Origin of the sequence: Ottowia beijingensis (genome assembly GCF_042680925.1) — a bacterium.
Lineage (GTDB): Bacteria > Pseudomonadota > Gammaproteobacteria > Burkholderiales > Burkholderiaceae_C > Ottowia > Ottowia beijingensis.
In genome coordinates this window covers 42,676-64,636 of the sequence record NZ_JBHUEP010000009.1, presented here as the reverse complement: position 1 = coordinate 64,636, position 21,961 = coordinate 42,676, and the positions used below count along the sequence as shown (strand labels likewise).

At 69.0% G+C, this 21,961-nt stretch carries 22 protein-coding genes; 16 read left to right on the top strand and 6 right to left on the bottom strand.

All coding sequences use genetic code 11. The annotated features are described in order from the left end of the window. The first annotated feature begins 201 nt into the window (after positions 1-201). From ACFSCU_RS14290 to ACFSCU_RS14235, 12 genes are all read left to right on the top strand, one after another. Positions 202-1,077 (top strand): ABC transporter permease, encoded by an 876-nt coding sequence (locus ACFSCU_RS14290; RefSeq protein ID WP_333705349.1) that lies wholly within the window; start codon positions 202-204, stop codon positions 1,075-1,077. Between the two features lie 59 nt (positions 1,078-1,136). Continuing rightward, complete coding sequence (locus ACFSCU_RS14285) at positions 1,137-1,400, top strand: ribbon-helix-helix domain-containing protein (RefSeq protein WP_180549531.1); 264 nt, start codon at positions 1,137-1,139, stop codon at positions 1,398-1,400. A gap of 16 nt (positions 1,401-1,416) precedes the next feature. Further along, positions 1,417-1,902: a type II toxin-antitoxin system VapC family toxin gene (locus ACFSCU_RS14280; RefSeq protein WP_180549532.1), complete on the top strand. Its 486-nt coding sequence runs from the start codon at positions 1,417-1,419 to the stop codon at positions 1,900-1,902. 4 nt (positions 1,903-1,906) lie between these two features. Further along, positions 1,907-3,001, top strand: coding sequence for an ABC transporter ATP-binding protein (locus ACFSCU_RS14275; RefSeq protein ID WP_180549533.1), 1,095 nt, complete (start codon positions 1,907-1,909; stop codon positions 2,999-3,001). Beyond that, positions 3,001-3,819: an ATP-binding cassette domain-containing protein gene (locus ACFSCU_RS14270; RefSeq protein ID WP_377561005.1), complete on the top strand. Its 819-nt coding sequence runs from the start codon at positions 3,001-3,003 to the stop codon at positions 3,817-3,819. The genes ACFSCU_RS14275 and ACFSCU_RS14270 overlap by 1 nt, the downstream gene beginning before the upstream one ends. A gap of 66 nt (positions 3,820-3,885) precedes the next feature. Further along, positions 3,886-5,373 (top strand): ABC transporter substrate-binding protein, encoded by a 1,488-nt coding sequence (locus ACFSCU_RS14265; RefSeq protein ID WP_180549535.1) that lies wholly within the window; start codon positions 3,886-3,888, stop codon positions 5,371-5,373. 74 nt (positions 5,374-5,447) lie between these two features. Continuing rightward, positions 5,448-6,878 carry an amidase gene (locus ACFSCU_RS14260; protein ID WP_377561004.1) on the top strand — a complete coding sequence of 477 codons (1,431 nt, stop codon included), beginning with the start codon at positions 5,448-5,450 and terminating at the stop codon, positions 6,876-6,878. 177 nt (positions 6,879-7,055) lie between these two features. Continuing rightward, a complete protein-coding gene (locus ACFSCU_RS14255; protein WP_377561003.1) occupies positions 7,056-7,910 on the top strand; it encodes a 3',5'-nucleoside bisphosphate phosphatase in 855 nt (284 codons plus the stop codon). A gap of 217 nt (positions 7,911-8,127) precedes the next feature. Continuing rightward, complete coding sequence (locus ACFSCU_RS14250; RefSeq protein ID WP_180549536.1) at positions 8,128-8,751, top strand: L-threonylcarbamoyladenylate synthase; 624 nt, start codon at positions 8,128-8,130, stop codon at positions 8,749-8,751. A gap of 208 nt (positions 8,752-8,959) precedes the next feature. After that, the gene (locus ACFSCU_RS14245) at positions 8,960-9,628 is read left to right on the top strand and encodes a site-2 protease family protein (protein WP_180549537.1); all 669 of its coding nucleotides are present in this window, start codon (positions 8,960-8,962) and stop codon (positions 9,626-9,628) included. Between the two features lie 43 nt (positions 9,629-9,671). After that, on the top strand, positions 9,672-10,976 hold the full coding sequence (locus ACFSCU_RS14240; protein WP_180549538.1) for a tryptophan--tRNA ligase: 1,305 nt from the start codon (positions 9,672-9,674) through the stop codon (positions 10,974-10,976). Between the two features lie 105 nt (positions 10,977-11,081). Further along, positions 11,082-11,687, top strand: a complete 606-nt coding sequence (locus ACFSCU_RS14235) for a response regulator transcription factor (RefSeq protein ID WP_180549539.1) — start codon at positions 11,082-11,084, stop codon at positions 11,685-11,687. On the opposite strand, the gene ACFSCU_RS14230 is transcribed toward ACFSCU_RS14235, so the two are convergent. The 4 genes from ACFSCU_RS14230 to ACFSCU_RS14215 all read right to left on the bottom strand — a co-directional run bounded on the left by ACFSCU_RS14230 (position 11,629) and on the right by ACFSCU_RS14215 (position 15,333). Beyond that, complete coding sequence (locus ACFSCU_RS14230) at positions 11,629-13,077, bottom strand: sensor histidine kinase (protein ID WP_180549540.1); 1,449 nt, start codon at positions 13,075-13,077, stop codon at positions 11,629-11,631. The two genes, ACFSCU_RS14235 and ACFSCU_RS14230, sit on opposite strands and share 59 nt — an antisense overlap. A 31-nt stretch (positions 13,078-13,108) precedes the next feature. Then, on the bottom strand, positions 13,109-14,206 hold the full coding sequence (aroC, locus tag ACFSCU_RS14225; protein ID WP_180549541.1) for a chorismate synthase: 1,098 nt from the start codon (positions 14,204-14,206) through the stop codon (positions 13,109-13,111). 42 nt (positions 14,207-14,248) lie between these two features. Next, positions 14,249-14,668 carry a guanylate cyclase gene (locus tag ACFSCU_RS14220; RefSeq protein WP_180549542.1) on the bottom strand — a complete coding sequence of 140 codons (420 nt, stop codon included), beginning with the start codon at positions 14,666-14,668 and terminating at the stop codon, positions 14,249-14,251. A gap of 197 nt (positions 14,669-14,865) precedes the next feature. Further along, positions 14,866-15,333: a CBS domain-containing protein gene (locus ACFSCU_RS14215; RefSeq protein WP_180549543.1), complete on the bottom strand. Its 468-nt coding sequence runs from the start codon at positions 15,331-15,333 to the stop codon at positions 14,866-14,868. An 82-nt stretch (positions 15,334-15,415) separates the two neighbouring features. Here ACFSCU_RS14215 and ACFSCU_RS14210 point away from each other — a divergent pair, with 82 nt between their 5' ends. Both ACFSCU_RS14210 and ACFSCU_RS14205 read left to right on the top strand, forming a co-directional pair. Then, positions 15,416-16,753: an O-acetylhomoserine aminocarboxypropyltransferase gene (locus ACFSCU_RS14210; RefSeq protein WP_377561002.1), complete on the top strand. Its 1,338-nt coding sequence runs from the start codon at positions 15,416-15,418 to the stop codon at positions 16,751-16,753. A 2-nt stretch (positions 16,754-16,755) separates the two neighbouring features. Continuing rightward, the gene (locus ACFSCU_RS14205) at positions 16,756-17,562 is read left to right on the top strand and encodes an alpha/beta fold hydrolase (protein WP_180549545.1); all 807 of its coding nucleotides are present in this window, start codon (positions 16,756-16,758) and stop codon (positions 17,560-17,562) included. Between the two features lie 369 nt (positions 17,563-17,931). Here the strand turns inward: ACFSCU_RS14205 and ACFSCU_RS14200 are convergent, their stop codons facing one another. Then, positions 17,932-19,206, bottom strand: coding sequence for a YihY family inner membrane protein (locus ACFSCU_RS14200; protein ID WP_180549546.1), 1,275 nt, complete (start codon positions 19,204-19,206; stop codon positions 17,932-17,934). A gap of 22 nt (positions 19,207-19,228) precedes the next feature. Between ACFSCU_RS14200 and ACFSCU_RS14195 the strand changes: the two genes are divergently transcribed. Next, a complete protein-coding gene (locus ACFSCU_RS14195; protein WP_377561001.1) occupies positions 19,229-19,717 on the top strand; it encodes a DUF2069 domain-containing protein in 489 nt (162 codons plus the stop codon). A 198-nt stretch (positions 19,718-19,915) separates the two neighbouring features. Then, complete coding sequence (locus tag ACFSCU_RS14190; RefSeq protein WP_377561000.1) at positions 19,916-21,355, top strand: FAD-binding oxidoreductase; 1,440 nt, start codon at positions 19,916-19,918, stop codon at positions 21,353-21,355. A gap of 65 nt (positions 21,356-21,420) precedes the next feature. Here ACFSCU_RS14190 and ACFSCU_RS14185 read toward each other — a convergent pair whose 3' ends face one another. After that, positions 21,421-21,921, bottom strand: a complete 501-nt coding sequence (locus ACFSCU_RS14185) for a GNAT family N-acetyltransferase (RefSeq protein WP_377560999.1) — start codon at positions 21,919-21,921, stop codon at positions 21,421-21,423. Between the last annotated feature and the right edge of the window lie 40 nt (positions 21,922-21,961).

Here is a 21,961-nt window from a genome sequence, read left to right as displayed (position 1 = left end):
CCCTCTCCTGCGGGAGGGGGGACAACGCCAGTGGCCGGCGCAGGTCCGGCCACGGCGTCCGCTGGTGTGGCCTGCTCCGCGGCCATCGGATGCTCCCGCTCGTGGGAGCGGGCTTGCCCGCGATGCGGCGCTTCCTCCCACCAAACACAGCTATCGCGGGCAAGCCCGCTCCTACAGCCCCGTCGATCCGCAGCGGCCTGCATGAACACCACTATCCTGCCCGCCTCGCCCGCCCGCACCGCGCCCGGCTTCTGGCAGCGCGCGCTGCGCCATCCGGGTTTTCTCATCGGTGGCGTGCTCTCGCTGCTGCTGCTTTTGACCGCCGCGCTGTCGTACCTGTGGACGCCCTACTCGGTCTACGACGTCGACATGGACGCCAAGCTGCTGCCGCCCGGCGCCCGCCACTGGCTGGGCACCGATGCGTTCGGGCGCGACATCGTCTCGCTGCTGCTGGTGGGCGCGCGCGCATCGATCCTGGTGGGCGTCATCGCCGTCTGCATCGGCCTCGTCATCGGCACGGCGCTGGGCCTGCTGGCTTCGGCGCGGCGCGGCTGGGTGGAGGAAGCCATCATGCGCGTGTCCGACTTCGGCTTCGCCTTTCCGGCCATTCTGTCCGCCATCATGCTCACCGCCGTGTACGGGCCGGGCATCGTCAACGCCATCGTCGCCATCGGCATCTACAACATCCCCACCTTCGCGCGCATCACCCGAGCCGCCGCCAACGCGGTGTGGAGCCGCGACTACGTGCTGGCCGCGCGCGCGTCGGGCAAGGGGCCGTGGGCCATCACCTGGCAGCACATCCTGCCCAACATCCTGGCCGTGCTGATCGTGCAGGCCACCATCCGCTTCGCCGTCGCCATCCTGGCCGAGGCGGCGCTGTCGTACCTGGGCCTGGGCACACAGCCGCCCCAGCCCAGCTGGGGCCGCATGCTGGCCGAGGCGCAGACGCTGATGTTTCAGTCGCCCCTGCTGGCCGTGTGGCCGGGCGTGGCCATCGCGCTGTCGGTGCTGGGCCTGAACCTGCTGGGCGACGGGCTGCGCGACCTGCTCGATCCGCGGCTGCAGCGGCGCAGTTGAGGCTTGAACTTTGTCCAGCAGATTGGTAATATTTTTCTTATTACACCAAAGTCAACTCCATGACCACCACCGTCAAACTCCCGCCCGAGCTGGAGCAATCGCTGCGCCAGCACTGCGCGGCCGAGGGCCGCAGCATCAGCGACGTCATGCGCGATGCGCTGGTGGCCTACCTGGCCAGCGTGCCGACCACGCCCGCATCGCCCTGGGCGCTGGGCGCCGACCTGTTCGGCCGCCACGCCGGCCCGGCCGATCTGGCCACGGCGCGCCGCCAGCATCTGGCCGACGCGTGGGGCGACAAGCACGCCCGCCGCAGCGCGCACTGACCGCACCGCGCCCCGCATGAGCAAAGCCGCCGCGCCCCTGCACGCCGCCGAAGCACCGGCGCAATACGGCGTGATGCCGCCAGGCCAGGTGCTGGTCGACAGCGGCCCGCTGCTGGCGCTGTTCAACGCCGCCGACCACTGGCACGCGCGCGTCGTTGCCTGGCTGCAGGCGCACCCGGCGCTGGGTTTGGTCAGCACCTGGCCGGTGCTGACCGAGGTGTGCGCCCTGCTGGCGCGGCGCGTGCACAACCAGGCAGCGCTGGACTTTCTGCTGTGGGTCGAACGCGGCGGCGTGCGGGTGGATGCGCCGGCCGACACCAGCCTGGCGCAGATGCGCCGCATCAGCCAGCGCTTTGCCAGCCTGCCGCTGGACCTGGCCGACGCGTCCATCGCCGAAGCCGCCGAGCGGCTGGGCATCCGCCGCATCGTCAGCATCGACGCGGACTTCGACGTCTACCGCGACGCGCGCGGCAAGCCGCTGGCCAACCTGCTGCGGAGCTGAGCCCGTGCCCCTGCTCGAAGTCTCCCACCTGCGCGTCGACCTGCACACCCACCGCGGCACGGCGGCGGCGGTGCGCGACATGACGTTCACGCTGGATCGCGGCGAAACCCTGGGCCTGATCGGCGAATCGGGCTGCGGCAAGTCGATGACGGCGCTGGCCCTGATGGGCCTGGCGCCCGAGAACGCCACCGTCAGCGGCAGCCTGAAGCTGGAGGGGCGCGAGCTGATCGGCCTGCACGACCGCGACTGGCGCGCCATCCGCGGCTACCAGGTGGCGATGATCTTCCAGGAGCCGATGACGGCGCTGAACCCGGTGCACCGCGTCGGCGCGCAGATTGCCGAACCGCTGCGTCTGCACCAGAACCTGTCGAGCAACGCAGCGCGCGAGAAGGCCATCACCCTGCTCGACCGCGTGGGCATCCCCGATGCGGCGCGGCGCGTGGACAGCTTTCCGCACCAGTTCTCGGGCGGGCAGCGCCAGCGCATCATGATCGCCATGGCACTGGCTTGCGAGCCCGACGTGCTGATCGCCGACGAGCCGACCACCGCACTCGACGTGACGGTGCAAAAGCAGATCCTCGGCCTGATCCGCGAGCTGGTCACCGAGCGCGGCATGGCGCTGATCCTGATCTCGCACGACCTGGGACTGATCGCGCAGAATGTGCAGCGCATGCTGGTGATGTACGGCGGCAGCGTGGTCGAGAGCGGGCCTTCGGCCGACGTCTTCGCGCGCCCCGCGCACCCCTACACGCGCGGGCTGATGGCGGCGCGGCCGAACATGCAGCACCGCCTGGTGGCGCACCGCAGTGAGCGGCTGCCGACCATTCCCGGCAGCGTGCCCGACCTGTTCAGCCTGCCGCCGGGCTGCCCGTTCGCGGGGCGCTGCGCGTACACCGAAGACGCGTGCGTCACGCAGCAGCCGCCCACGGTGCCGCTGCAAGGCGGCCACCAGTTCGTCTGCCGGCGTGCCGACGTGGTGCTCGCGGCAACCGAGTCCCTGCCTGTGGGAGCGGGCTTGCCCGCGATGGACGCCACTGCCCCATCCGGCGCTGTCATCGCGGGCAAGCCCGCTCCTACAACGAGAGCTGGTGGCGCTTGATGGACGCGGTCAAAAGCTCTTTTCTGCTTGAAATCCGCGATGTCACGCGGCGCTACACGCTGCCGCGCGAATCGCTGTTCCGCGCACCGGGCGAGGTGCAGGCGCTGCGCGGCGTGTCGCTCAACGTGACCACCGGGCGCAGCATGGGCATCGTCGGCGAATCGGGATCGGGCAAGAGCACGCTGGCGCGGCTGGTGATGGCGCTGGAGCCGCCGACGAGCGGCAAGATCCTGTTCATGGGCCGCAACCTGCATGCGCTGCCGCCTGATAAACTGCGCGCGGCGCGGCGCGACTTCCAGATGGTGTTCCAGGACCCGTACGGCTCGCTCGACCCGCGCCGCCCCATCTGGCGCACCGTGGCCGAGCCCGCCGCCGCGCTGGAAGGCGCCACGCGCGCGCAGCAGCGCGAGCGCGCCGCCGCCACGCTCGAATCGGTGGGCCTGCGCGCCGACGCGCTCGACAAGTACCCGCACGAATTCTCCGGTGGCCAGCGCCAGCGCATCGCCATTGCGCGGGCGCTCATCACCAAGCCCCAGCTGATCGTGGCCGACGAGGCTGTGAGCGCGCTCGACGTGTCGGTGCAGGCGCAGGTGCTCAACCTGATGGCCGACTTGCGCGACCACCACGGCGTCACCTTCCTGTTCATCAGCCACGACCTGGCCGTGGTCAGCCACCTCTGCGCCGACGTGGCGGTGATGAAGGGTGGGCTGATCGTCGAGCAGGGCCCGGTGCGCCAGGTGCTGCGCGAGCCGGCGCACGACTACACGCGCACGCTGCTCGAATCGGTGCCCGAACTTGTCGCCCCTGCAGGGGTCTGAAGCGTTACCGACCGTGCGCTACCATGCGCGCGTCCGAGTCCTGCCTACCCAAGGAGAACCGAGAAGATGAAACGCCGCGACTTCGCCCTGACCCTGCCCGTGCTGGCCACGCTGAGCCACCTGCCTGCGTTCGCCCAGTCGCGCCGCGATGCCGTGGTGATGGGCATGACGCTGGAACCCCCAGGGCTGGACCCGACCACCGGCGCCGCGGCGGCCATCGGCGAGGTGGTGCACTACAACATCCTGGAGACGCTGACCAAGATCAACAGCGACGGCAGCGTGACGCCGTTGCTGGCCGAGCGCTGGGAAGTCTCGCCCGACCTGCGCACCTACACCTTCTACCTGCGCAAGGGCGTGAAGTTCAGCAATGGCGAGCCTTTCAACGCCGCGACGGTGAAGTACGCCTTCGAGCGCGCCGCCGGCGAGAAGAGCACCAACAAGGACAAGCGCAACTTCAGCTCGATGGAGAGCGTGCGCGTGATCGACGACCACACGGTGGTCATCATCAACAAGGAGCCGGACCCGGACTTCCTGTTCTACATGGGCCAGGCCACGGCCGTGATCGTCGAGCCCAAGAGCGCCGACACCAACGCCACCAAACCCGTGGGCACCGGCCCCTATGTGCTGGGCAACTGGGCCAAGGGCTCGTCCATCACGCTGCAAGCCTCGCCCAGCTACCGCGCGGCCAAGGCGCTGAAGATCAGGCGCGCCACCTTCCGCTTCATCAGCGATCCGGCGGCGCAGGTGGCGGCCGTGCTGTCGGGCGATGTCGATGCGTTTCCGCGCGTCACGCCGCGCGGCGCGGCGCAGTTCAAGGCCAACCCGCGTCTTCAGACCCTCGTCAGCGGCTCGCGCGCCAAGACGGTGCTGGCCATCAACAACGCGAAAAAGCCGCTGAACGACGTGCGCGTGCGCCGCGCCATCAGCATGGCCATCGACCGCAAGGCCGTCATCTCGGGCGCGGGCGACGGCTTCGGCGTGCCCATCGGCAGCCACTACGTGCCGGGTGCGGCCGGCTACATCGACACCACGGGCGTCAACCCCTACAACGTCGAGAAGGCCAAGGCGCTGCTCAAGGAAGCCGGCATCACCACGCCCCTGGAGCTGAGCCTGGTGCTGCCGCCGCCGCCCTACGCCCGCCAAGGTGGCGAGGTGATCGTGGCGCAACTGGCCAAGATCGGCATCACCGCCAAGGTGCAGAACGTGGAATGGGCGCAGTGGCTGGCCAACACCTATGGCGGGCCGAAGAACTACGACCTGACCATCATCAGCCACGTGGAGCCGTTCGACCTGGACAACTTCACCAAGCCCGAGTACTACTGGGGCTACAACAACCCGAAGTTCAAGGAGTTGTACGCGCGCATCAAGACCACGGCCAACCCGGCCGAGCGCAACCAGCTGCTGGGCGAAGCGCAGAAGATGCTGGCCGACGACGCCGTGCTGGCCTGGCTTTACCAGCCGCAGTGGGTGACGGTGGCGCGCAAGGGCCTGCAAGGCCTGTGGAAAGACATGCCCATTTTCGTCAACGATTTGTCGGCACTCGGCTGGGGCTGATTCAGCACTATAAAAACAAGAGCTGTCTGCGCAGGTAGGATGGGCGCAGGCAGCTCTTTTTGTTTGGAGACGACATGAGCCACACCGCATTGCACGACCTGGGCGCGCACGAGCTGCTGGCCGGCTACAGGGCGCGCACGTTCTCGCCCCTCGACGTGGCGCAGGCCGTGCTGGCGCAGATTGAGCGCTGGGAGCCGCACATCGCCGCCACCTGGCTGCTGCGGCCCGAGCTGGCGCTGGCGCAGGCGCGCACCAGCGAGGCACGCTGGGCCAGAGGCGAACCCTGCGGCGCACTCGACGGCGTGCCGATCACCGTCAAGGAGAACATCGCCACCGCGGGCGATCCGGTGCCGCTGGGCACCCGGGCCGTGGCGCTGGCGCCCGCCGCGGCCGACGCGCCGCCTGCCGCGCGCGTGCGCGAAGCCGGCGCGGTGATCGTCGCCAAGACCACCATGCCCGACTACGGCATGCTGTCCTCGGGCCTGTCCACCTTCCACGCCATCTCGCGCAACCCCTGGGACGTGTCGCGCACGCCGGGCGGCAGCAGCGCCGGTGCGGGCGCGGCAGCGGCGGCCGGCTACGGGCCGCTGCACCTGGGCACCGACATCGGCGGCTCCATCCGCCTGCCCGCCGCATGGTGCGGCATCGTCGGCCTGAAGCCCAGCCTGGGCCGGGTGCCCATCGACCCGCCCTACATGGGCCGCGCCGCCGGCCCCATGACACGCAGCGTGGCCGACGCCGCGCTGCTGATGCAGGTGCTGAGCCGCCCCGACGCCCGCGACAGCATGGCCCTGCCGCCGCAGGCCATCGACTGGTCGCTGGCCTGGCGTGCTGACAAGCCGCTGAAGGGCGTGCGCATCGGCCTGCTGCTGGAGGCCGGCTGCGGCTTGGCCGTCGAGCCCGCCATCCGCGTCGCCGTCGAGCACGCCGCGCATCTTTTTGAAGCGCAGGGCGCCGTCGTCACGCCCATGCCCCCGTTCATGACGCCCGAGCTGCTGGCCGGCCTCGACCATTTCTGGCGCATGCGCTCGATGCTCGATCTGGACGCGCTGGCGCCCGCCGCGCGCGACAGCGTGCTGCCCGTCATCCGCGAATGGGCCGAAAGCGCGCGCGGCATGTCGGGTGCCGACGTATTCCGCGCCTACGCCGCCACGCACACCACGCGCGTGGCCACCAACGCGGCCATGCAGGCGTTCGACTACGTGATCTCGCCCGTCTCGCCCAACGCCCCGGCGCCGTTCGACTGGCCCAGCCCCACCAACGACCCGCTGCGCGGGCTGGAGCACATCGGCTTCACCGTGCCCTTCAACATCGGCGAGCAGCCCGCCGTCTCGGTCAACTGCGGCTACATGGATTCGCCCGGCACGCCCGGCGCCGCCCTGCCCATCGGCCTGCAGATCGCCGGCCAGCGCTTCGACGACCTGGGCGTGCTGCAGATGGCGCGCGCCTTCGAGCAGTTGCGCGGCCCGCAGCGTGCCTGGCCGGCCGTGCCCAGCAAGGCGTAAGCATCAATAAGCATAGCTGCTTGCGCTTGATAAACAACGATTTCAGATATTTTTCTATTTGAAATCCTTACGAGAAAGGCGCAAGCAGCTATTGTTTTTCCAGCATCCGTGTCATCGGACCGAGCGCCCAACGCCCCGCGGCCAACGGCAAACAGCCCCGCGCCGTAAAATCGGGCAGTGAACTTTCCTCTCAACCCCGATCTGCACTGCCACTCCACCACGTCCGACGGCACGCTGACGCCCGAGGAACTGGCGGCGCGCGCGGCGGCCAACGGGGTCGACCTGTGGGCGCTGACCGACCACGACGAAGTGGGCGGCCAGCAACGCGCCATCGACGCGGCGCAGGCCCACGGCATCCGCTACCTGACGGGCGTTGAAATCTCGGTGACCTTTGCCGATGCCACGGTGCACATCGTCGGTCTCGGGTTCGACCACACCGACCCGCGCATGGCCGAAGGCCTGGCCGACACGCGCGACGGGCGCGGCCCGCGCGCGGTGGAAATGGGCGAACAGCTGGCCAAGGTCGGCATCCACGGCGCCTACGAAGGCGCGCTGAAGTACGTCGGCAACCCGCGCCTCATCTCGCGCACGCACTTTGCACGCTTCCTGGTCGACTCGGGCGTGTGCCGCGACACCCCGGAGGTGTTCCGCAAATACCTCACCGAAGGCAAGCCCGGCTTCGTGCCGCACCGCTGGGCCCGGCTGGGCGATGCGGTGCAGTGGATCACGCAGAGCGGCGGCCTCGCCGTCATCGCGCACCCGGCGCGCTACAACTTCTCGCCCAACCTCGAGTACGCCCTGTTCAGCGAGTTCAAGCAGCACGGTGGCCAGGGCGTGGAGGTCGTCACCGGCAGCCACAGCGCCGCCGAGGCACTGCGCTACGCCGACATGGCGCGCGAGTTCGGCCTGGCCGCCTCGCGCGGCAGCGACTTCCACAGCCCCGACGAGAGCCACATCGATCTCGGCAAGCTGCCGCCGCTGCCCGATGGCCTGACGCCCGTGTGGCAACTGCTGGCCGGGCGCGTGCACTGAACTTGTTGATCATTCCGTCATACATGACAACGCTGGCGGCCCTCACCCCAGCCCCCGGATCAAGTCCGGGGCAGGCTCTCTCCCAGAGGGAGAGGGGGCTTTCTTTGGTGCGGCACGCGCTGAACCGTTGGCCGCCAGCGGATTTCAAGCCTTTTTGGGCTCCAGCGCTTGCTGTATAAGCGCCAAAAGCTATTATTTTAATAGTTAAACCAACACCATGACCCAGCTTTTCAGCGTCCACCCCGACAACCCGCAGCCGCGCCTGCTGAAGGCTGCCGCCGCGCTGCTGCAGCAGGGCGAGGTGCTGGCCGTGCCCACCGACTCCAGCTACGCGCTGGTCTGCCACCTCGACGACAAGGCCGCGGTCGACCAGTTGCGCCGCATCCGCGGGCTGGACGACAAGCGCCTGCTGTCGCTGATCTGCCGCGACCTGAGCGAGCTGGCCAGCTACGCGCGGGTGGACAACACGCAGTTCCGCCTGCTCAAGCTGGGCACGCCGGGGCCTTTCACCTTCATCCTGGAAGCCAGCAAGGAAGTGCCGCGCCGCGTCAGCCACCCGCACCGCAAGACCATCGGCCTGCGCGTGCCCGAGCACAAGGCGCTGCAAGCGCTACTGGAGTTGCACGGCGCGCCGCTGCTGGCCACCACGCTGATCCTGCCGGGCGACGATGAGCCGCTGAACGATCCCGACGAGATCATCGAGCGGCTCGACAGGCAGGTGGCCGGCGTCATCGACGCCGGCGCCTGCGCGCTGGAGCCCACCACCGTGGTCGACCTGAGCGGCGACGTGCCCGAGGTGCTGCGCCGCGGGCGCGGCGACCCGGCCGAACTGGGCTTGTGACGGTGCGCAAAGTCCTGAATTGATAGCTACCTGCGCAGTATCTGCGGCGATCAGAGCCTGATTTCTTCGAAAATCCTGTGTGGGAGCGGGCTTGCCCGCGATGCGGCATCGCGCACGTGTAGCGCTGCTTCGCGGGCAAGCCCGCTCCCACAGGCCCGCGATGCGGCCGCTGCCGGGCCCGCCGCCACGCAATGAGACAATCCAGCCCGTGGACATCGCCAACATCATCCAGACCATCGCCATCTACGCCCTGCCGGTGCTGTTCGCCATCACCGTGCACGAGGCGGCCCACGGCTACGTGGCGCGCCATTACGGCGATGGCACGGCCGCCTTCCTGGGCCGCGTCACGCTCAACCCGCTCAAGCACATCGACCCCATCGGCACCATCGCCATGCCGCTGTTCCTGTACGTGGCCACGGCAGGCAGCTTCCTGTTCGGCTATGCCAAGCCGGTGCCGGTGAACTTCGGCAACCTGCGCAACCCCAAGCGCGACATGATCTGGGTGGCGCTGGCCGGGCCAGCCAGCAACTTCATCATGGCGCTGGGCTGGGCCATCGGCCTGATCGTGCTGGCCGGCCTGGGCGTGCAGGAGCGCTTCTTCGTCGAGATGTGCCGCGCCGGCGTGCTGGTGAACGTGGTGATGTTCGCGCTCAACATGTTTCCGCTGCCGCCGCTGGACGGCGGTCGCATCGTCACCGGCCTGCTGCCGCCGCGGCTGGCCATTCCGTACAGCCGCGTCGAGCCCTGGGGCTTCTTCATCGTCATGGGCCTGATCGTGGCGGGCGTGCTCTCCACGCTGTGGATGCGCCCGGTGATGAGCCTGACCTACGGCGCGCTGAATCTGCTGCTCTCGCCCATCACGGCGCTGCTGCGCTGACGGCGCGCCGCCTCTTTCCTGTTTGCTCCTGTTTTCATTGCAGATGACTACCCGCGTCCTCACCGGCATCACCACCACCGGCACCCCGCACCTGGGCAACTACGTCGGCTCCATCCGCGCGGCGGTGCGCGCCAGCCGCCAGCCGGGCGTGCAAAGCTTCTATTTCCTGGCCGACTACCACGCGCTCATCAAGTGCGACGAGCCCGCGCGCATCCAGCGCAGCACGCTCGAGATCGCCGCCAGCTGGCTGGCCGCCGGACTGGACCCGGAGCACGTGACCTTCTACCGCCAGTCCGACATCCCCGAGATCCCGGAGCTGACCTGGCTGCTCACCTGCGTCACCGGCAAGGGCCTGCTGAACCGCGCCCACGCCTACAAGGCCATGCTGGACAAGAACGCCGCCGCGGGTGCCGACCCGGACAGCGACGTCAGCGCCGGCCTGTTCATGTACCCGGTGCTGATGGGTGCCGACATCCTGATGTTCAAGGCCCACCACGTGCCGGTGGGGCGCGACCAGATCCAGCACATCGAGATGGCGCGCGACATGGCGGCCAGCTTCAACCACCTGTACGGTGAACACTTGGTGCCGCCCGAGGCGCTGATCGACGACAACGTGGCCCTGCTGCCCGGCCTGGACGGCCGCAAGATGAGCAAGAGCTACGACAACACCATCGCCCTGTTCGGGCCGCGCGAGCAGCTGCGCAAGCAGATCATGGGCATCGTGACCGATTCGCGCGCACCGGGCGAGCCCAAGGACACCGAAGGCTCGGCGCTGTACCAGATCTACCGCGCCTTCGCCGACGATGCCGAGGCCGCGGCCTTTGCGCAGGCGTTTGCCGACGGCATCGCCTGGGGCGACGCCAAGCAGGCGCTGTTCGAGCGCATCGACGCCGAGATCGGCCCGATGCGCGAGCGCTACGAGCACCTGATGGCGCACCCCGAGGAAGTCGAGCGCCTGCTGCTGCGCGGCGCCGAGAAGGCGCGCGCCATCGCCACGCCTTTCATGGCGGCCTTGCGCCATGCCGTGGGCCTGCGGCCACTGCAGGCCACAAGCGGCGCCAAGCCGGCACAGCCAGCTACCAAAACCGCAGCAAGCTGCAGCTTCAAGCAATACCGCGAAGCCGATGGGCGCTTCTATTTCAAGCTGGTCGACGCCGCCGGCCAGTTGCTGCTGCAAAGCCGCGGCTTCGAATCGCCACGCGATGCCGGCCAGGCCGTCAAGCGCCTGCAGACCGAAGGTGCCGCGGCGCTGGCAACCCTGGCCGACCGGCTGGAGCTGCCCGCCGACGGCCCCGCACCGACGCTGCGCGAAGCCCTGCAGGCCCTGCAGGAAGCCCAGCAAGCGTGAACTATTGGGTACGCTGCCGTGCCCGGGCCCGCCTCACCCCGCCTCATGGCGCGACGGCTCAGGCACAATGGTTCGCACTAGAGAAAAAGTATTAGGAGAACCGGTTTGGCCATCTACGTTATCGATGATCACCCGCTGATGCGCGAAGCGGTGGTGATGCTGCTGCGGCGCGTTCGCCCCGGTTCCGATGTGGTGGAGCTGTCGCAGCTGTCCGAGCTGGACCGCGCGGTGGCCAGCAAGGGCGAGCCCGAACTGTTCTGCCTGGATCTGAAGCTGCCCGACACCGTGGGCATCTCCGGCGTCAAGCTGCTCAAGGGCCTGTTCCCCGACGTGCCGCTGGCCGTCATCTCGGCCACACCCGCCGCCGACGTGGAGGAATGGTGCCGCGAAGCCGGCGCCGATGTCTACATCGAGAAATCCGCCGGCGCCAGCGAGATCGCCACCGCGCTGCGCGCCATGCTGCTCACCGACAGCCAGTTCGGCGATCTCGAAGACGGCGAAGGCAAGGTCGACACCAAGCTGTCCAAGCGCCAGAAGCAGCTGATCTTGATGCTGGACGAGGGCCTGTCCAACCGCGACATCGCCGAGCGCCTGGGCATCAGCGAGCACACGGTGAAGGTGCACCTGTGGCGCCTGTTCCGCCGCCTGGGCGTCAAGAGCCGGACGCAGACCCTGCACTTTGCCCGGATGAATGGATTGCTGAGTTCCTGAAGCCCGGTGTCGCAGCCCGGGGCTCGGGCGGCACCAGCACGCGGAACACCGTGCCCAACCTCGGCTGCGAGCGCATCGACACCGGGTATCCCTGCCGGCTCGACAGCCGCTGCACGATGGACAACCCCAGGCCGAAGCCCTCCTCGGTACCGGCGGTCCTGACCTTGTAGAACTCGCCGAAGATCTGCCCCTGCTCGTGCGCGGCGATGCCGATGCCGGTGTCCCACACCTCGAACAGCACCGCATCGCCACGCCGGCGTGCCGCCAGCAGAATGCCGCCCTGCAGGGTGTAGCGGATGGCGTTGGCCACCAGATTGCCCAGGATGCGCCGCAGCAGGATCGGATCGGACTGCACCGTGAGCTGCGGCGACCGGATGCGCAGCGCCAGCCCCTTCTGTTGCGCCATCGGGCTGAACTGCACCTGCAGGTCGGACAGCAGTTCGGGCACGTCGATGGCGCGCACGTCGATGTCGAAGCGCCCCGCATCCAGCTTGACGAGGTCGAACAGCGAATCGAACAGCGCGTTGATGGCCTGGGTGGACTGCAGGATTTTCGGCCCCAGCTCGTGCACGAGCTCGGGCTCGTTGCTCAGCCACTCGGCGTAAATGCCCAGCGCGCTGACGGGCTGCTTCAGGTCGTGCGCGGCGCCGGCCAGGAAGCGGTCCTTGAAGCGCGAGGCCTCTTCGGCCAGGCCCTTCTGCTCGCGCAGCGAGTGGATGAGGCGCGCGTTGTGGTAGCTCAGGTCGATGCTCTCGCGGTACAGCTCGTGCAGCTGGCGCGCCATGCGCAGCAGCATCAGCCAGTAGACGCCCAGCACGGCCGGAAACCAGAAGTCGCGCCCCTGCGTCATGTGCTCGGGCCACACCACGATGATGGTGCCGACGCTGGCCGCCACGCAGGCCAGGAAGGTCCAGAGGAAAACGCGCGTGACTTGCAGGTGCGCCGACATCCAGGCCACGGCCACGCCGCCGACGCCTGCCGTCAGCATCCAGCACACCACTTCCGATTCGGGCGGCAGGCGGCCGTGGAACACCAGCGGCCACACGCCCCAGCTGATGGCGTTGAGCGGCCAGAACCAGCGGTGCCGGTGCAGATAGGCCAGCTGGTGGTCGATCTGGCCCTCGCGCGCCAGGCGCAGGAAGCCGCGCACCACGCGGTAGCGCACCACGGCCACCGCCAGCGAGGTGCCCAGCACGGCATACAGCACCGTGCGCAGCGCGTGCGACCAGCTCAGCCAGGCCAGCACCGCCACCACGGCCAGGGCCGCCCACTGCGAGGTGTCCACGCCGCGCATCACCGTGGCCATCTTGGTGGCCTCGACCCAGTCCGCCTCCGACACGCGGACGATGGCGTCGGCCGTCCGCCGCGCTGTCGTCGACGCCGAGTTCATGGTGCCCGCGCCCGCAGCCGCTGGCGCCCGGTCACGGCGCGGCGGCGCCGAAGCCCGCCGGCACGGCCACGTCGCCGCACTGCGCGCGGTGGCGCAGCGCGTGCTCCATCACCACCAGCGCCAGCAGCGCCTCGGCAATCGGCGTGGCGCGGATGCCGACGCAGGGGTCGTGGCGGCCCTTGGTGATCACCTCCACCGGCTGCCCCTCGGTGTTGAGCGAGGCGCGCGGCACCAGGATCGAACTGGTGGGCTTGATGGCGATGGCCACTTCCAGGTCCTGCCCGGTGCTGATGCCGCCCAGCACGCCACCGTCGCGGTTGCTCTCGAACGTGCCGCCGGGCAGCAGCGAATCGCCGTGCGCGCTGCCCTGGTGCGCCACGCTGGCAAAGCCGTCGCCGATCTCCACGCCCTTGACGGCGTTCAGGCCCATCAGCGCGTGCGCGATGTCGGCGTCCAGCCGGTCGTAGATCGGCTCGCCCAGGCCGACGGGCATGTGCCGCGCCGTCACGCGCAGGCGCGCACCGCAGCTGTCGCCGCGCTTGCGCAGGGCGTTCATGTAGTCCTCGATGGCGCTCACATCGGCCACGGGGGCGAAGAAGGGGTTGTTGGGCACGTGCTCCCAGCCTTCGAAGCCGATGGCCAGCTCGCCCACGTGGGTCATGCAGCCGTGGAAGGTGGTGCCGTGGCGTTCCTTCAGCCACTTGCGCGCCACCGCGCCAGCCGCCACCGTGGGCGCCGTCAGGCGCGCCGACGAGCGCCCGCCGCCGCGTGGGTCGCGCACGCCGTACTTACGCCAGTAGGTGTAGTCGGCGTGGCCGGGGCGAAAGCTCTGCGCGATGTCGCCGTAGTCCTTGCTGCGCTGGTCGGTGTTGCGGATCAGCAGGCAGATCGGCGTGCCGGTGGTCAGGCCCTGGTACACGCCAGAGAGAATCTCGACCTGGTCCGCCTCGTTGCGCTGGGTGACGAACTTGCTGGTGCCGGGACGACGACGGTCCAGCTCGGGCTGGATGTCGGCCTCGCTCAGGGGCATGCCGGGCGGGCAGCCGTCGATGACGCAGCCGATGGCCGGGCCGTGGGATTCTCCGAAGTTGGTGACGGCAAACAGGTTGCCGAGGGTGTTGCCGCTCATGCGCCGGATTATCGCCATCCGGCGGCGGCCGCAGCCGCCAGCTCAGCCCAGCCGCAGGTAGCGCGGCAGCAGCAGCGCCGCCTTGCGCAGGAATTCGTGCTCGTGCTGCGGCACCTCGATGGGCTCGAAGTCGAAATGGCACAGCGTGCCCTGCAGGTCGGCGCCGCTGTGCGTCAGCGGCAGGCCGATGTAGCTGTTCAGGATGCCCTGGTACGGGTGGCCGTTCAGCCGCGCGTCCTGCCCCGAATGGTCGATCAGCATGCAGCCGTCGCGCAGCACGAACTGGCAGAAGCTGCTCGTCAGCGGCACGGCCAGCAGCGCCTCGGGCGCGATTTCGCCAAGCTTGTCGAACAGGCCCACATTGTGCAGCGTGGCGTCGCGCAGCTGGTAGAAGCCAGTGAAGCGGTGCGGCACGCGCTGGTTCAGAAAGCGCAGGCCGGCGGCCAGGCCGTCCTGGTCCATGCAGGCGCGCAGGGCGAGCAGTGTGTGTCCATCTCGGGCTTGGCCATCCGCCGTGCCCTTCAGGCACGCTGCCGGCAGCGGGCGGGCAATATCGATATTGATAGCTGCCGGCGCCCGCTACAAGCCATTTTCAAAGCGATTTGGCTTGAAAGCATTGCATGGCGGGCGCAACCCACTATCAAAACAATACCAACGGATCAGGGCAGATTGGGCTCGGTGTGCTTCGAGCCGTCTTCCGGCCAGTCCTTGATGTAGGCCTTGAGCATGCGGTTCTCGAAGTTCTGCCGGTCCACCACCGTCTTGGCGACGTCGTAGAAGCTGACCACGCCCACCAGCTGGCGGTTCTCGATCACCGGCAGGTAGCGCGCGTGGTGGTCGAGCATCATGCGGCGCACCTCGTCCAGCTCGGTCTCCAGCGTGCAGATCAGCGGGCCGTCGTCCATGGCGCGGTAGACCGACGTGGTGCCGAAGCTGCCGCCGTTGCGCACCGTGGCCGCGATCACCTCGCGGAAGGTGAGCATGCCCACCACCAGCCCGTGCGACATCACCACCAGCGAGCCGATGTCCTTCTCGCTCATGATCTTCGCCGCGTCGGCCACGCTGTCCTCGGGCGTGATGGTGTAGAGCGCGTGGCCCTTCACCCGCAAAATATCGCTGACTTTCATTGCTGCTGCTCCGGTGTCGCCCGCGGGCGACTTTGGCCGGTGAATATAGCCCACAATGTCCGCTCGCCAAGGAGACAAGCCCATGCCCGGCCATGCCGATCCCGCCTTCGACACGCTGGCCATCCACGCCGGCGCCCAGCCCGACCCCGCCACCGGCGCGCGCGCCGTGCCCATCCACCTCTCGACCTCGTTCGTGTTCGATTCCAGCGACCACGCCGTGTCGCTGTTCAACCTGGAGCGCTCGGGCCACGTCTACAGCCGCATCAGCAACCCCACCTGCGCGGTGCTGGAGCAGCGTGTGGCGGCGCTGGAAGGCGGTATCGGCGCCATTGCCACCGCCAGCGGCCAGGCCGCGCTGCACCTGGCAGTCTGCACGCTGATGGGCGCGGGCGGCCACATCGTCGCCAGCACGGCGCTGTACGGCGGCAGCCAGAACCTGCTGCACTACACACTGCGCCGCTTCGGCATCGAGACCACCTTCGTCAAACCGGGCGACCTGGACGCATGGCGCGCCGCCATCCGCCCCAGCACGCGCCTGCTGTTCGGCGAGACGGTGGGCAACCCGGGGCTGGAGGTGCTCGACATCCCCGCCGTCGCGCAGATCGCGCACGACGCCGGCGTGCCGCTGCTGGTCGATTCGACCTTCACCACGCCGTATCTGCTCAAGCCCTTCGACCATGGTGCCGACCTGCTGTACCACTCGGCCACCAAGTTCCTCAGCGGCCATGGCACGGTGATCGGCGGCGTGCTGGTCGATGGCGGCAGCTTCGACTGGGACAAGGCATCGACAAGCGCCGCTGATGGCAGCGCGGGCAAATTCGCCGAACTCACCGAACCCTACGACGGCTTTCACGGCATGGTGTTCAGCGAGGAGAGCACCGTCGGCGCCTTCCTGCTGCGCGCGCGCCGCGAGGGCCTGCGCGACTTCGGCGCTGCCTTAAGCCCGCATTCGGCGTGGCTCATCCTGCAGGGCATCGAAACGCTGCCGCTGCGCATGGAACGCCATATCGCCAACACCGAAGCCGTGGTGCGCTTTCTGGCCGAACACTCCTTCGTCGCGCGCGTCGGCCACCCGCTGCTCGAATCGCACCCCAGCCACGCCATTGCCAACCGGCTGCTCAAGCACGGCGCCAAGGGTGCCGGCAGCGTGTTCAGCTTCGACCTGAAGGGCTCGCGCGAGCAAGGCAAGAAGTTCATCGAGACGCTGAAGCTCTTCAGCCACCTGGCCAACGTGGGCGACTGCCGCAGCCTGGTGATCCACCCCGCCAGCACCACGCATTTCCGCATGAGCGACGAGGCGCTGGCCGGCGCCGGCATCGGGCCGGGCACCATCCGTCTGTCGATCGGGCTGGAAGACCCGGCCGACCTGATCGACGACCTGAAGCGCGCCTTGAAAGCCGCGCAAAAGGCAGGAGCCTGACCATGCTCATCCAAGTCAACGGCGCCCCCGTCTACGCCTACACCGGCGGCAAGAGCTTCGATGCCGCCAAGCCCACCGTGGTCTTCATCCACGGCGTGCTGAACGACCACAGCGTGTGGATTCTGCAAAGCCGCTACCTGGCGCACCACGGCTGGAACGTGCTGGCCATCGACCTGCCCGGCCAGGGCAAGAGCGGCGGCCAGCCGCCCGCCAGCGTGGAAGAAGCGGCCGATGTCGTCCTCGCCCTGCTGGGCGCCGCCGGCATCGACCAGGCGGCGCTGGTGGGTCACAGCTTTGGCAGCCTGATTGCGCTGGAAGCCGCCGCGCGCTCGCCCGCGCACGTGAGCCACCTGGTGCTGGTGGGCACGGCCTTCCCGATGGCGGTGTCGCCGGCGCTGCTGGAGGCCTCGGTCAAGGCGCCCGAGAAGGCGATCGCCATGGTCAACACCTTCTCGCACAGCACGCTGTGCCCGCCGCCATCGGCGCTGGGGCCGGGCACCTGGCTGTACGGCGGCTCGCGCGCGCTGATGCGGCGCATGCTGGCCAGCAACACCGAGACCAACGTGTTCTACACCGGCTTCAAGGCCTGCGACAGCTACGCGGGCGGCGAGCAGGCGATGGCCGCGGTGCACTGCCCCACCCTGTTCCTGGTCGGCCGGCACGACCAGATGACGCCGCCGAAAGCCGCCAAGGCGCTGGCCGCGCACGCGCGGCTGTCGAAGATCGTCGAGGTGAACGCCGGCCACGCGCTGATGACCGAGGCGCCGGACGAGGTGCTGTTCGCGCTGCGCGACTTTCTGGCGGCCTGATCCTGTTTCGCGTCAAAAAAGACAGCTGCGCGCGCGCGGTGCGATGACGGAATGACCTCGCGGCGCTTCGATGACGGCGGCTGCGCCGCCATGATGCCAGCCAGGTGCGAGGCATTCCGCGCCTCACTGGTGTCATTTCGTCATTTCGTCATCACGCCGCGCAGCGGCGAAGTCATGGCGTCAGCCGTCAAAGGCCAACGCCTGGAGCACGAAACGGGCAGAGCTTGAAACGGCATGAACTGCGCAGGCGACACCATATACTCCCACACCACCACCCCGCCAGCGCCCGTTTTACTGGCGCTGGAGACATATACCCCACTATTTCACTGCCATCACGGCCGGGCGCAGCGCCACGCGCCGCGGCGCGCGTCACCCCGCCGGCGGCTTGGGCATGGGCGCGGCGGTCTCGCGCGGCGGCAGGATATCGGCCACCGTCATGCCGGCCAGAAAATCGTGCTCCCACCAGCCCGACAGCGCCTGGTCGGGCTTGAGCAGCAGCCGCTCGACCAGCGGCCGCAGCGGCTGCTGCGCGGGGTCGAACAGCAGCACGTGGCGCGGCTCCTCGTTCTCGGTGTGGGTGCCCAGCTGGCCCACCCAGTCCAGTTCGTCCAGCGCCTCCATCACCGGCGACAGTTGCAGCGTGTCCACCTTCAGCCAGTTGGCCAGCTGCGGCAGCGTCAGCCCGCGGGTCTGCGTGTCGCGCACGCGGGCCAGCGATTGCAGCACCTCGGTGGCGAGCTGAAAGTCCCACCCCGGCCCGCCGCCGCGGCGCGCCACGCCGCCCAGCAGGCTGGGCAGGTAGGCCGCGATGACGGCGCCGAACAGCACGATCAGCCACGACATGTAGATCCACAACAGCAGGATCGGCACCGTGGCAAAGGCGCCGTAGATCAGCGAATAGGTGGGAATGCGCGACAGATACAGCCCCAGCCCCCACTTGGCCAGCGCCATGCACACGGCCACGAACAGCGCGCCGGCCAGCGCGTGCTTCCACTTCACCGGCGTGTTGGGCACGAAGCGGTACAGCAGCGTCAGGCCGAACGTCATCAGCAGGAACTGCACCGTGTCCAGCGCCAGGTTCACGCCGCCGCCGATGTCGGGCAGCCAGCCGCGCGAGGCCGTGAGCACGTAGGAGCTGATGGCCAGGCTGGCGCCCATGACCAGCGGCCCCAGCGTGAGCGCCGCCCAGTACACCAGCACGCGCTGGCCCAGCGGGCGCTTGACCGTGACGCGCCAGATCTGGTTGAGCGTCTGGTCGATCGTCAGCACCAGCGACACGGCGGTGAAGGTCAGCACCGCAAAGCCCACCAGGCCCAGCTCGCTCGCCTTGCCGGCGAACTGCGTCAGGTAATCCAGCACGTTGCGCGCGATGCTGGCAGGGATCACGCTGCTGGCCAGCCACTGCTCCAGCGCCTCGCGCATCTGCGCAAAGACCGGAAACGCCGTGAACACCGACAGCACCACGGCAAAGAACGGCACCAGCGCCAGCGTGGTGGTGAAGGTGAGCGAGCTGGCCGTCAGCCCCAGGCGGTCCTGCTGAAAGCGCTCCCACAACGTGGCAGCGGTGGGCAGCACGGGGAAGTCCGTCACGTCGGTGACGAAGGACTGCGCGCGCGTCTTGAGCTGTTCCAGCTTCGACTTCATGCTGGGTATGATGCCACCGCCCATGCCGCCCCCCGCCGCCGCCGCACCCGCCACGCCCTCGCCCGCCGTCCGCGCCACCCGCAGCGTGGCCGTGGCCAGCCTGCTGGCGCTGTTCGCGCTGTGCCTGGCGTGGGAGCTGTGGCTGGCGCCGCTGCGGCCCGGTGGCTCGTGGCTGGCGCTGAAGGCACTGCCGCTGCTGCTGCCGCTGCCCGGCCTGCTGCGCCTGCGCATGCTGAGCTACCGCAAGACCGCGCTGTTCATCTGGCTGTATTTCGTCGAAGGCGTCGTGCGCGCCACCAGCGACCGCGCGCCCTCGGCGTGGTATGCGTGGGGCGAGGTGCTGCTGACCATCGTTCTGTTCGCTGCCTGCGCCGCGCATGTGCGGCTGCGCCAGCGGCAGGCGCGCGCGGCAGGGCTATCGGCAGCCTGCCCTCTTGACGGTTGCCAAAAGCATGACGGCGCGTGCCGCGCAAAGAAAGCCCCCTCTCCCTCTGGGAGAGGGTTGGGGTGAGGGCCGGCAGCGTGTCATGTATGACGGAATGGCCAACAGATTGATGAGACCTGTGGGAGCGGGCTTGCCCGCGATGGGGCGCCATGCTTCATGGATGCGCCCATCGCGGGCAAGCCCGCTCCCACAACATGATTTCAAGCCATTCAGGGCTCCAGCGCCCGTCCATCAAGCGCGAGCAGCTACTTATTTTGAAGCGCCATGACCACTGATACAGCTCTTCTCGACACCCTGCGCCAGGCCGTCGGCACCGGCCACGTGCTGACCGGCGATGGCCTGATCGGCTACGAGCAGGACTGGCGCCAGCGCGCGCGCGGCCGGGCGCTGGCGGTGGTGCGACCGGGCAGCACCGACGAGGTGGCGGCCGTGGTACGCGCCTGCGCGGCGGCCGGCGCCAGCATCGTACCGCAGGGCGGCAACACCGGGCTGGCGGTGGGCAGCGTGCCCGACGACAGCGGCACGCAGGTGGTGCTGAGCCTGCGCCGCATGGACGCCGTGCGCGCCATCGACGCCGCCAACCTGACGATCACGGTGGAGGCTGGCGGCATCCTGCAGAACCTGCAACAAGCCGCCGAGCAGGCAGGCTTCCTGTTCCCCCTCAGCATGGCCTCGGAAGGCAGTTGCACCATCGGCGGCAACCTGGCCGCCAACGCCGGCGGCACGCAGGTGGTGCGCTACGGCAATGCGCGCGAGCTGTGCCTGGGGCTGGAAGTGGTGACCGCGCAGGGCGAAGTGTGGAACGGCCTGAGCGGCCTGCGCAAGGACAACACCGGCTACGACCTGCGCGACCTGTTCATCGGCAGCGAAGGCACGCTGGGCATCATCACCGCGGCGACGATGAAGCTCTACCCGCTGCCCGCCGCCCGGCTCATCGCCTGGGCCGCCGTGCCCTCGATGCAGGCCGCCGTAGATCTGCTGGGGCTGGCGCACCAGCACCTGGGCGCGGGGCTGACAGGGTTCGAGGTGATGAACCAGTTTGCGCTCAGCCTGGTGGACAAGCACTATCCGCAGCAGCGCGTGCCGCTGTTCCGCACGTCGCCGTGGTGCGTCTTGCTGGAAAACTCGGATCACGAGAGCGAAGACCACGCCCGCACGCTGTTCGAGCGCCTGCTCGAAGCCGCGCTGGAAGCCGGCTGCATAAACGACGCCGTGGTGGCCGAGAGCCTGTCGCAGGCGCAGGCCCTGTGGCACATCCGCGAGAGCATTCCGCTGGCGCAGGCCGAGGAAGGACTGAACATCAAGCACGACATCAGCGTGGCGGTGTCGCGCATCCCCGCCTTCGTGGCCGAGACCGATGCGCTGCTGGCGCAGGCCATCGCCGGCGTGCGGCTGGTCGACTTCGGCCATCTGGGCGACGGCAACCTGCACTACAACGTGCAGGCGCCCGAAGGCGGCGATGCCAAGGCCTTCTTGCGCGAGCAGGAGGAGCGCATCAACACGCTGGTGTTCGACGCCGTGGCGCGGCACGGCGGCTCGATCAGCGCCGAGCACGGCATCGGCAGCCTGAAGGCCGCCAAGCTGCCGCACTACAAGTCACCGGTGGCGATGCGGATGATGCGCGCGCTCAAGCAGGCGCTGGATCCGCAGGGCATCCTGAATCCGGGGCGGGTGCTGGCAGAAAGCGCGTCCCGCCCGCTGTAGGTGCGGGCTGGCCCGCGATCGGCATCTCTGCGGGGCCGGCCGCCGGATCACGGCCAGGGCCGCGGCTACAGAACCGGCGTCAACGCCCGCGTCATGTACACCGCCTCGGCGCCATAGCTTTCCAGCGCAGCGTCCGCGACCGCAGGTGCGAAGCCGTGGCGTTGCCAAAAGGCGCCCGTGCCCTGCACCGATACCAGCGCGGCATGGTCCATGCCTTCGGCGCGCGCCTGCTGCCAGGCCGCGCCCAGCAAGGCCTGCGCCAGCCCGCGACCGGCGTGGGACGGGTGCACCGCCAAGTCGTGCAGGTACAAGGTATCGGGGGTATCGCGCGCGGCGAAGTCACCGTGCAGCGGCGTGACGGCGCCGCGCGCCGACCAGTAGGCAGCCAGGTAGGCCAGCAGCACGCCGTCGTCGCCGCGCACCGCCAGGCTGCATTGCGCGGAGTTTGCCAGGCGGCGGACATAGACCGCGGCGCCTTCCAGAAACTCGGCGTCATAGCAGGCCGCCTGCACAGCCAGCAAATCGGGCACGTCGGAGGGCCCCAGCGGCTGAGGCTGCCAGCGCATCGGCCTTGCCCTCATCGGCTCAGGCGCCCCCGCACCGCTG

Coding starts and splice junctions, on each gene's coding strand:
- ACFSCU_RS14190 (WP_377561000.1), top strand. CDS start 19,916: ATGACCACTGATACAGCTCTTCTCGACACCCTGCGCCAGGCCGTCGGC.
- ACFSCU_RS14205 (WP_180549545.1), top strand. CDS start 16,756: ATGCTCATCCAAGTCAACGGCGCCCCCGTCTACGCCTACACCGGCGGC.
- ACFSCU_RS14240 (WP_180549538.1), top strand. CDS start 9,672: ATGACTACCCGCGTCCTCACCGGCATCACCACCACCGGCACCCCGCAC.
- ACFSCU_RS14220 (WP_180549542.1), bottom strand. CDS start 14,668: ATGGACCAGGACGGCCTGGCCGCCGGCCTGCGCTTTCTGAACCAGCGC.
- ACFSCU_RS14195 (WP_377561001.1), top strand. CDS start 19,229: ATGCCGCCCCCCGCCGCCGCCGCACCCGCCACGCCCTCGCCCGCCGTC.
- ACFSCU_RS14285 (WP_180549531.1), top strand. CDS start 1,137: ATGACCACCACCGTCAAACTCCCGCCCGAGCTGGAGCAATCGCTGCGC.
- ACFSCU_RS14210 (WP_377561002.1), top strand. CDS start 15,416: ATGCCCGGCCATGCCGATCCCGCCTTCGACACGCTGGCCATCCACGCC.
- ACFSCU_RS14270 (WP_377561005.1), top strand. CDS start 3,001: ATGGACGCGGTCAAAAGCTCTTTTCTGCTTGAAATCCGCGATGTCACG.
- ACFSCU_RS14280 (WP_180549532.1), top strand. CDS start 1,417: ATGAGCAAAGCCGCCGCGCCCCTGCACGCCGCCGAAGCACCGGCGCAA.
- ACFSCU_RS14215 (WP_180549543.1), bottom strand. CDS start 15,333: ATGAAAGTCAGCGATATTTTGCGGGTGAAGGGCCACGCGCTCTACACC.
- ACFSCU_RS14230 (WP_180549540.1), bottom strand. CDS start 13,077: ATGAACTCGGCGTCGACGACAGCGCGGCGGACGGCCGACGCCATCGTC.
- ACFSCU_RS14260 (WP_377561004.1), top strand. CDS start 5,448: ATGAGCCACACCGCATTGCACGACCTGGGCGCGCACGAGCTGCTGGCC.
- aroC (WP_180549541.1), bottom strand. CDS start 14,206: ATGAGCGGCAACACCCTCGGCAACCTGTTTGCCGTCACCAACTTCGGA.
- ACFSCU_RS14265 (WP_180549535.1), top strand. CDS start 3,886: ATGAAACGCCGCGACTTCGCCCTGACCCTGCCCGTGCTGGCCACGCTG.
- ACFSCU_RS14250 (WP_180549536.1), top strand. CDS start 8,128: ATGACCCAGCTTTTCAGCGTCCACCCCGACAACCCGCAGCCGCGCCTG.
- ACFSCU_RS14200 (WP_180549546.1), bottom strand. CDS start 19,206: ATGAAGTCGAAGCTGGAACAGCTCAAGACGCGCGCGCAGTCCTTCGTC.
- ACFSCU_RS14185 (WP_377560999.1), bottom strand. CDS start 21,921: ATGCGCTGGCAGCCTCAGCCGCTGGGGCCCTCCGACGTGCCCGATTTG.
- ACFSCU_RS14290 (WP_333705349.1), top strand. CDS start 202: ATGAACACCACTATCCTGCCCGCCTCGCCCGCCCGCACCGCGCCCGGC.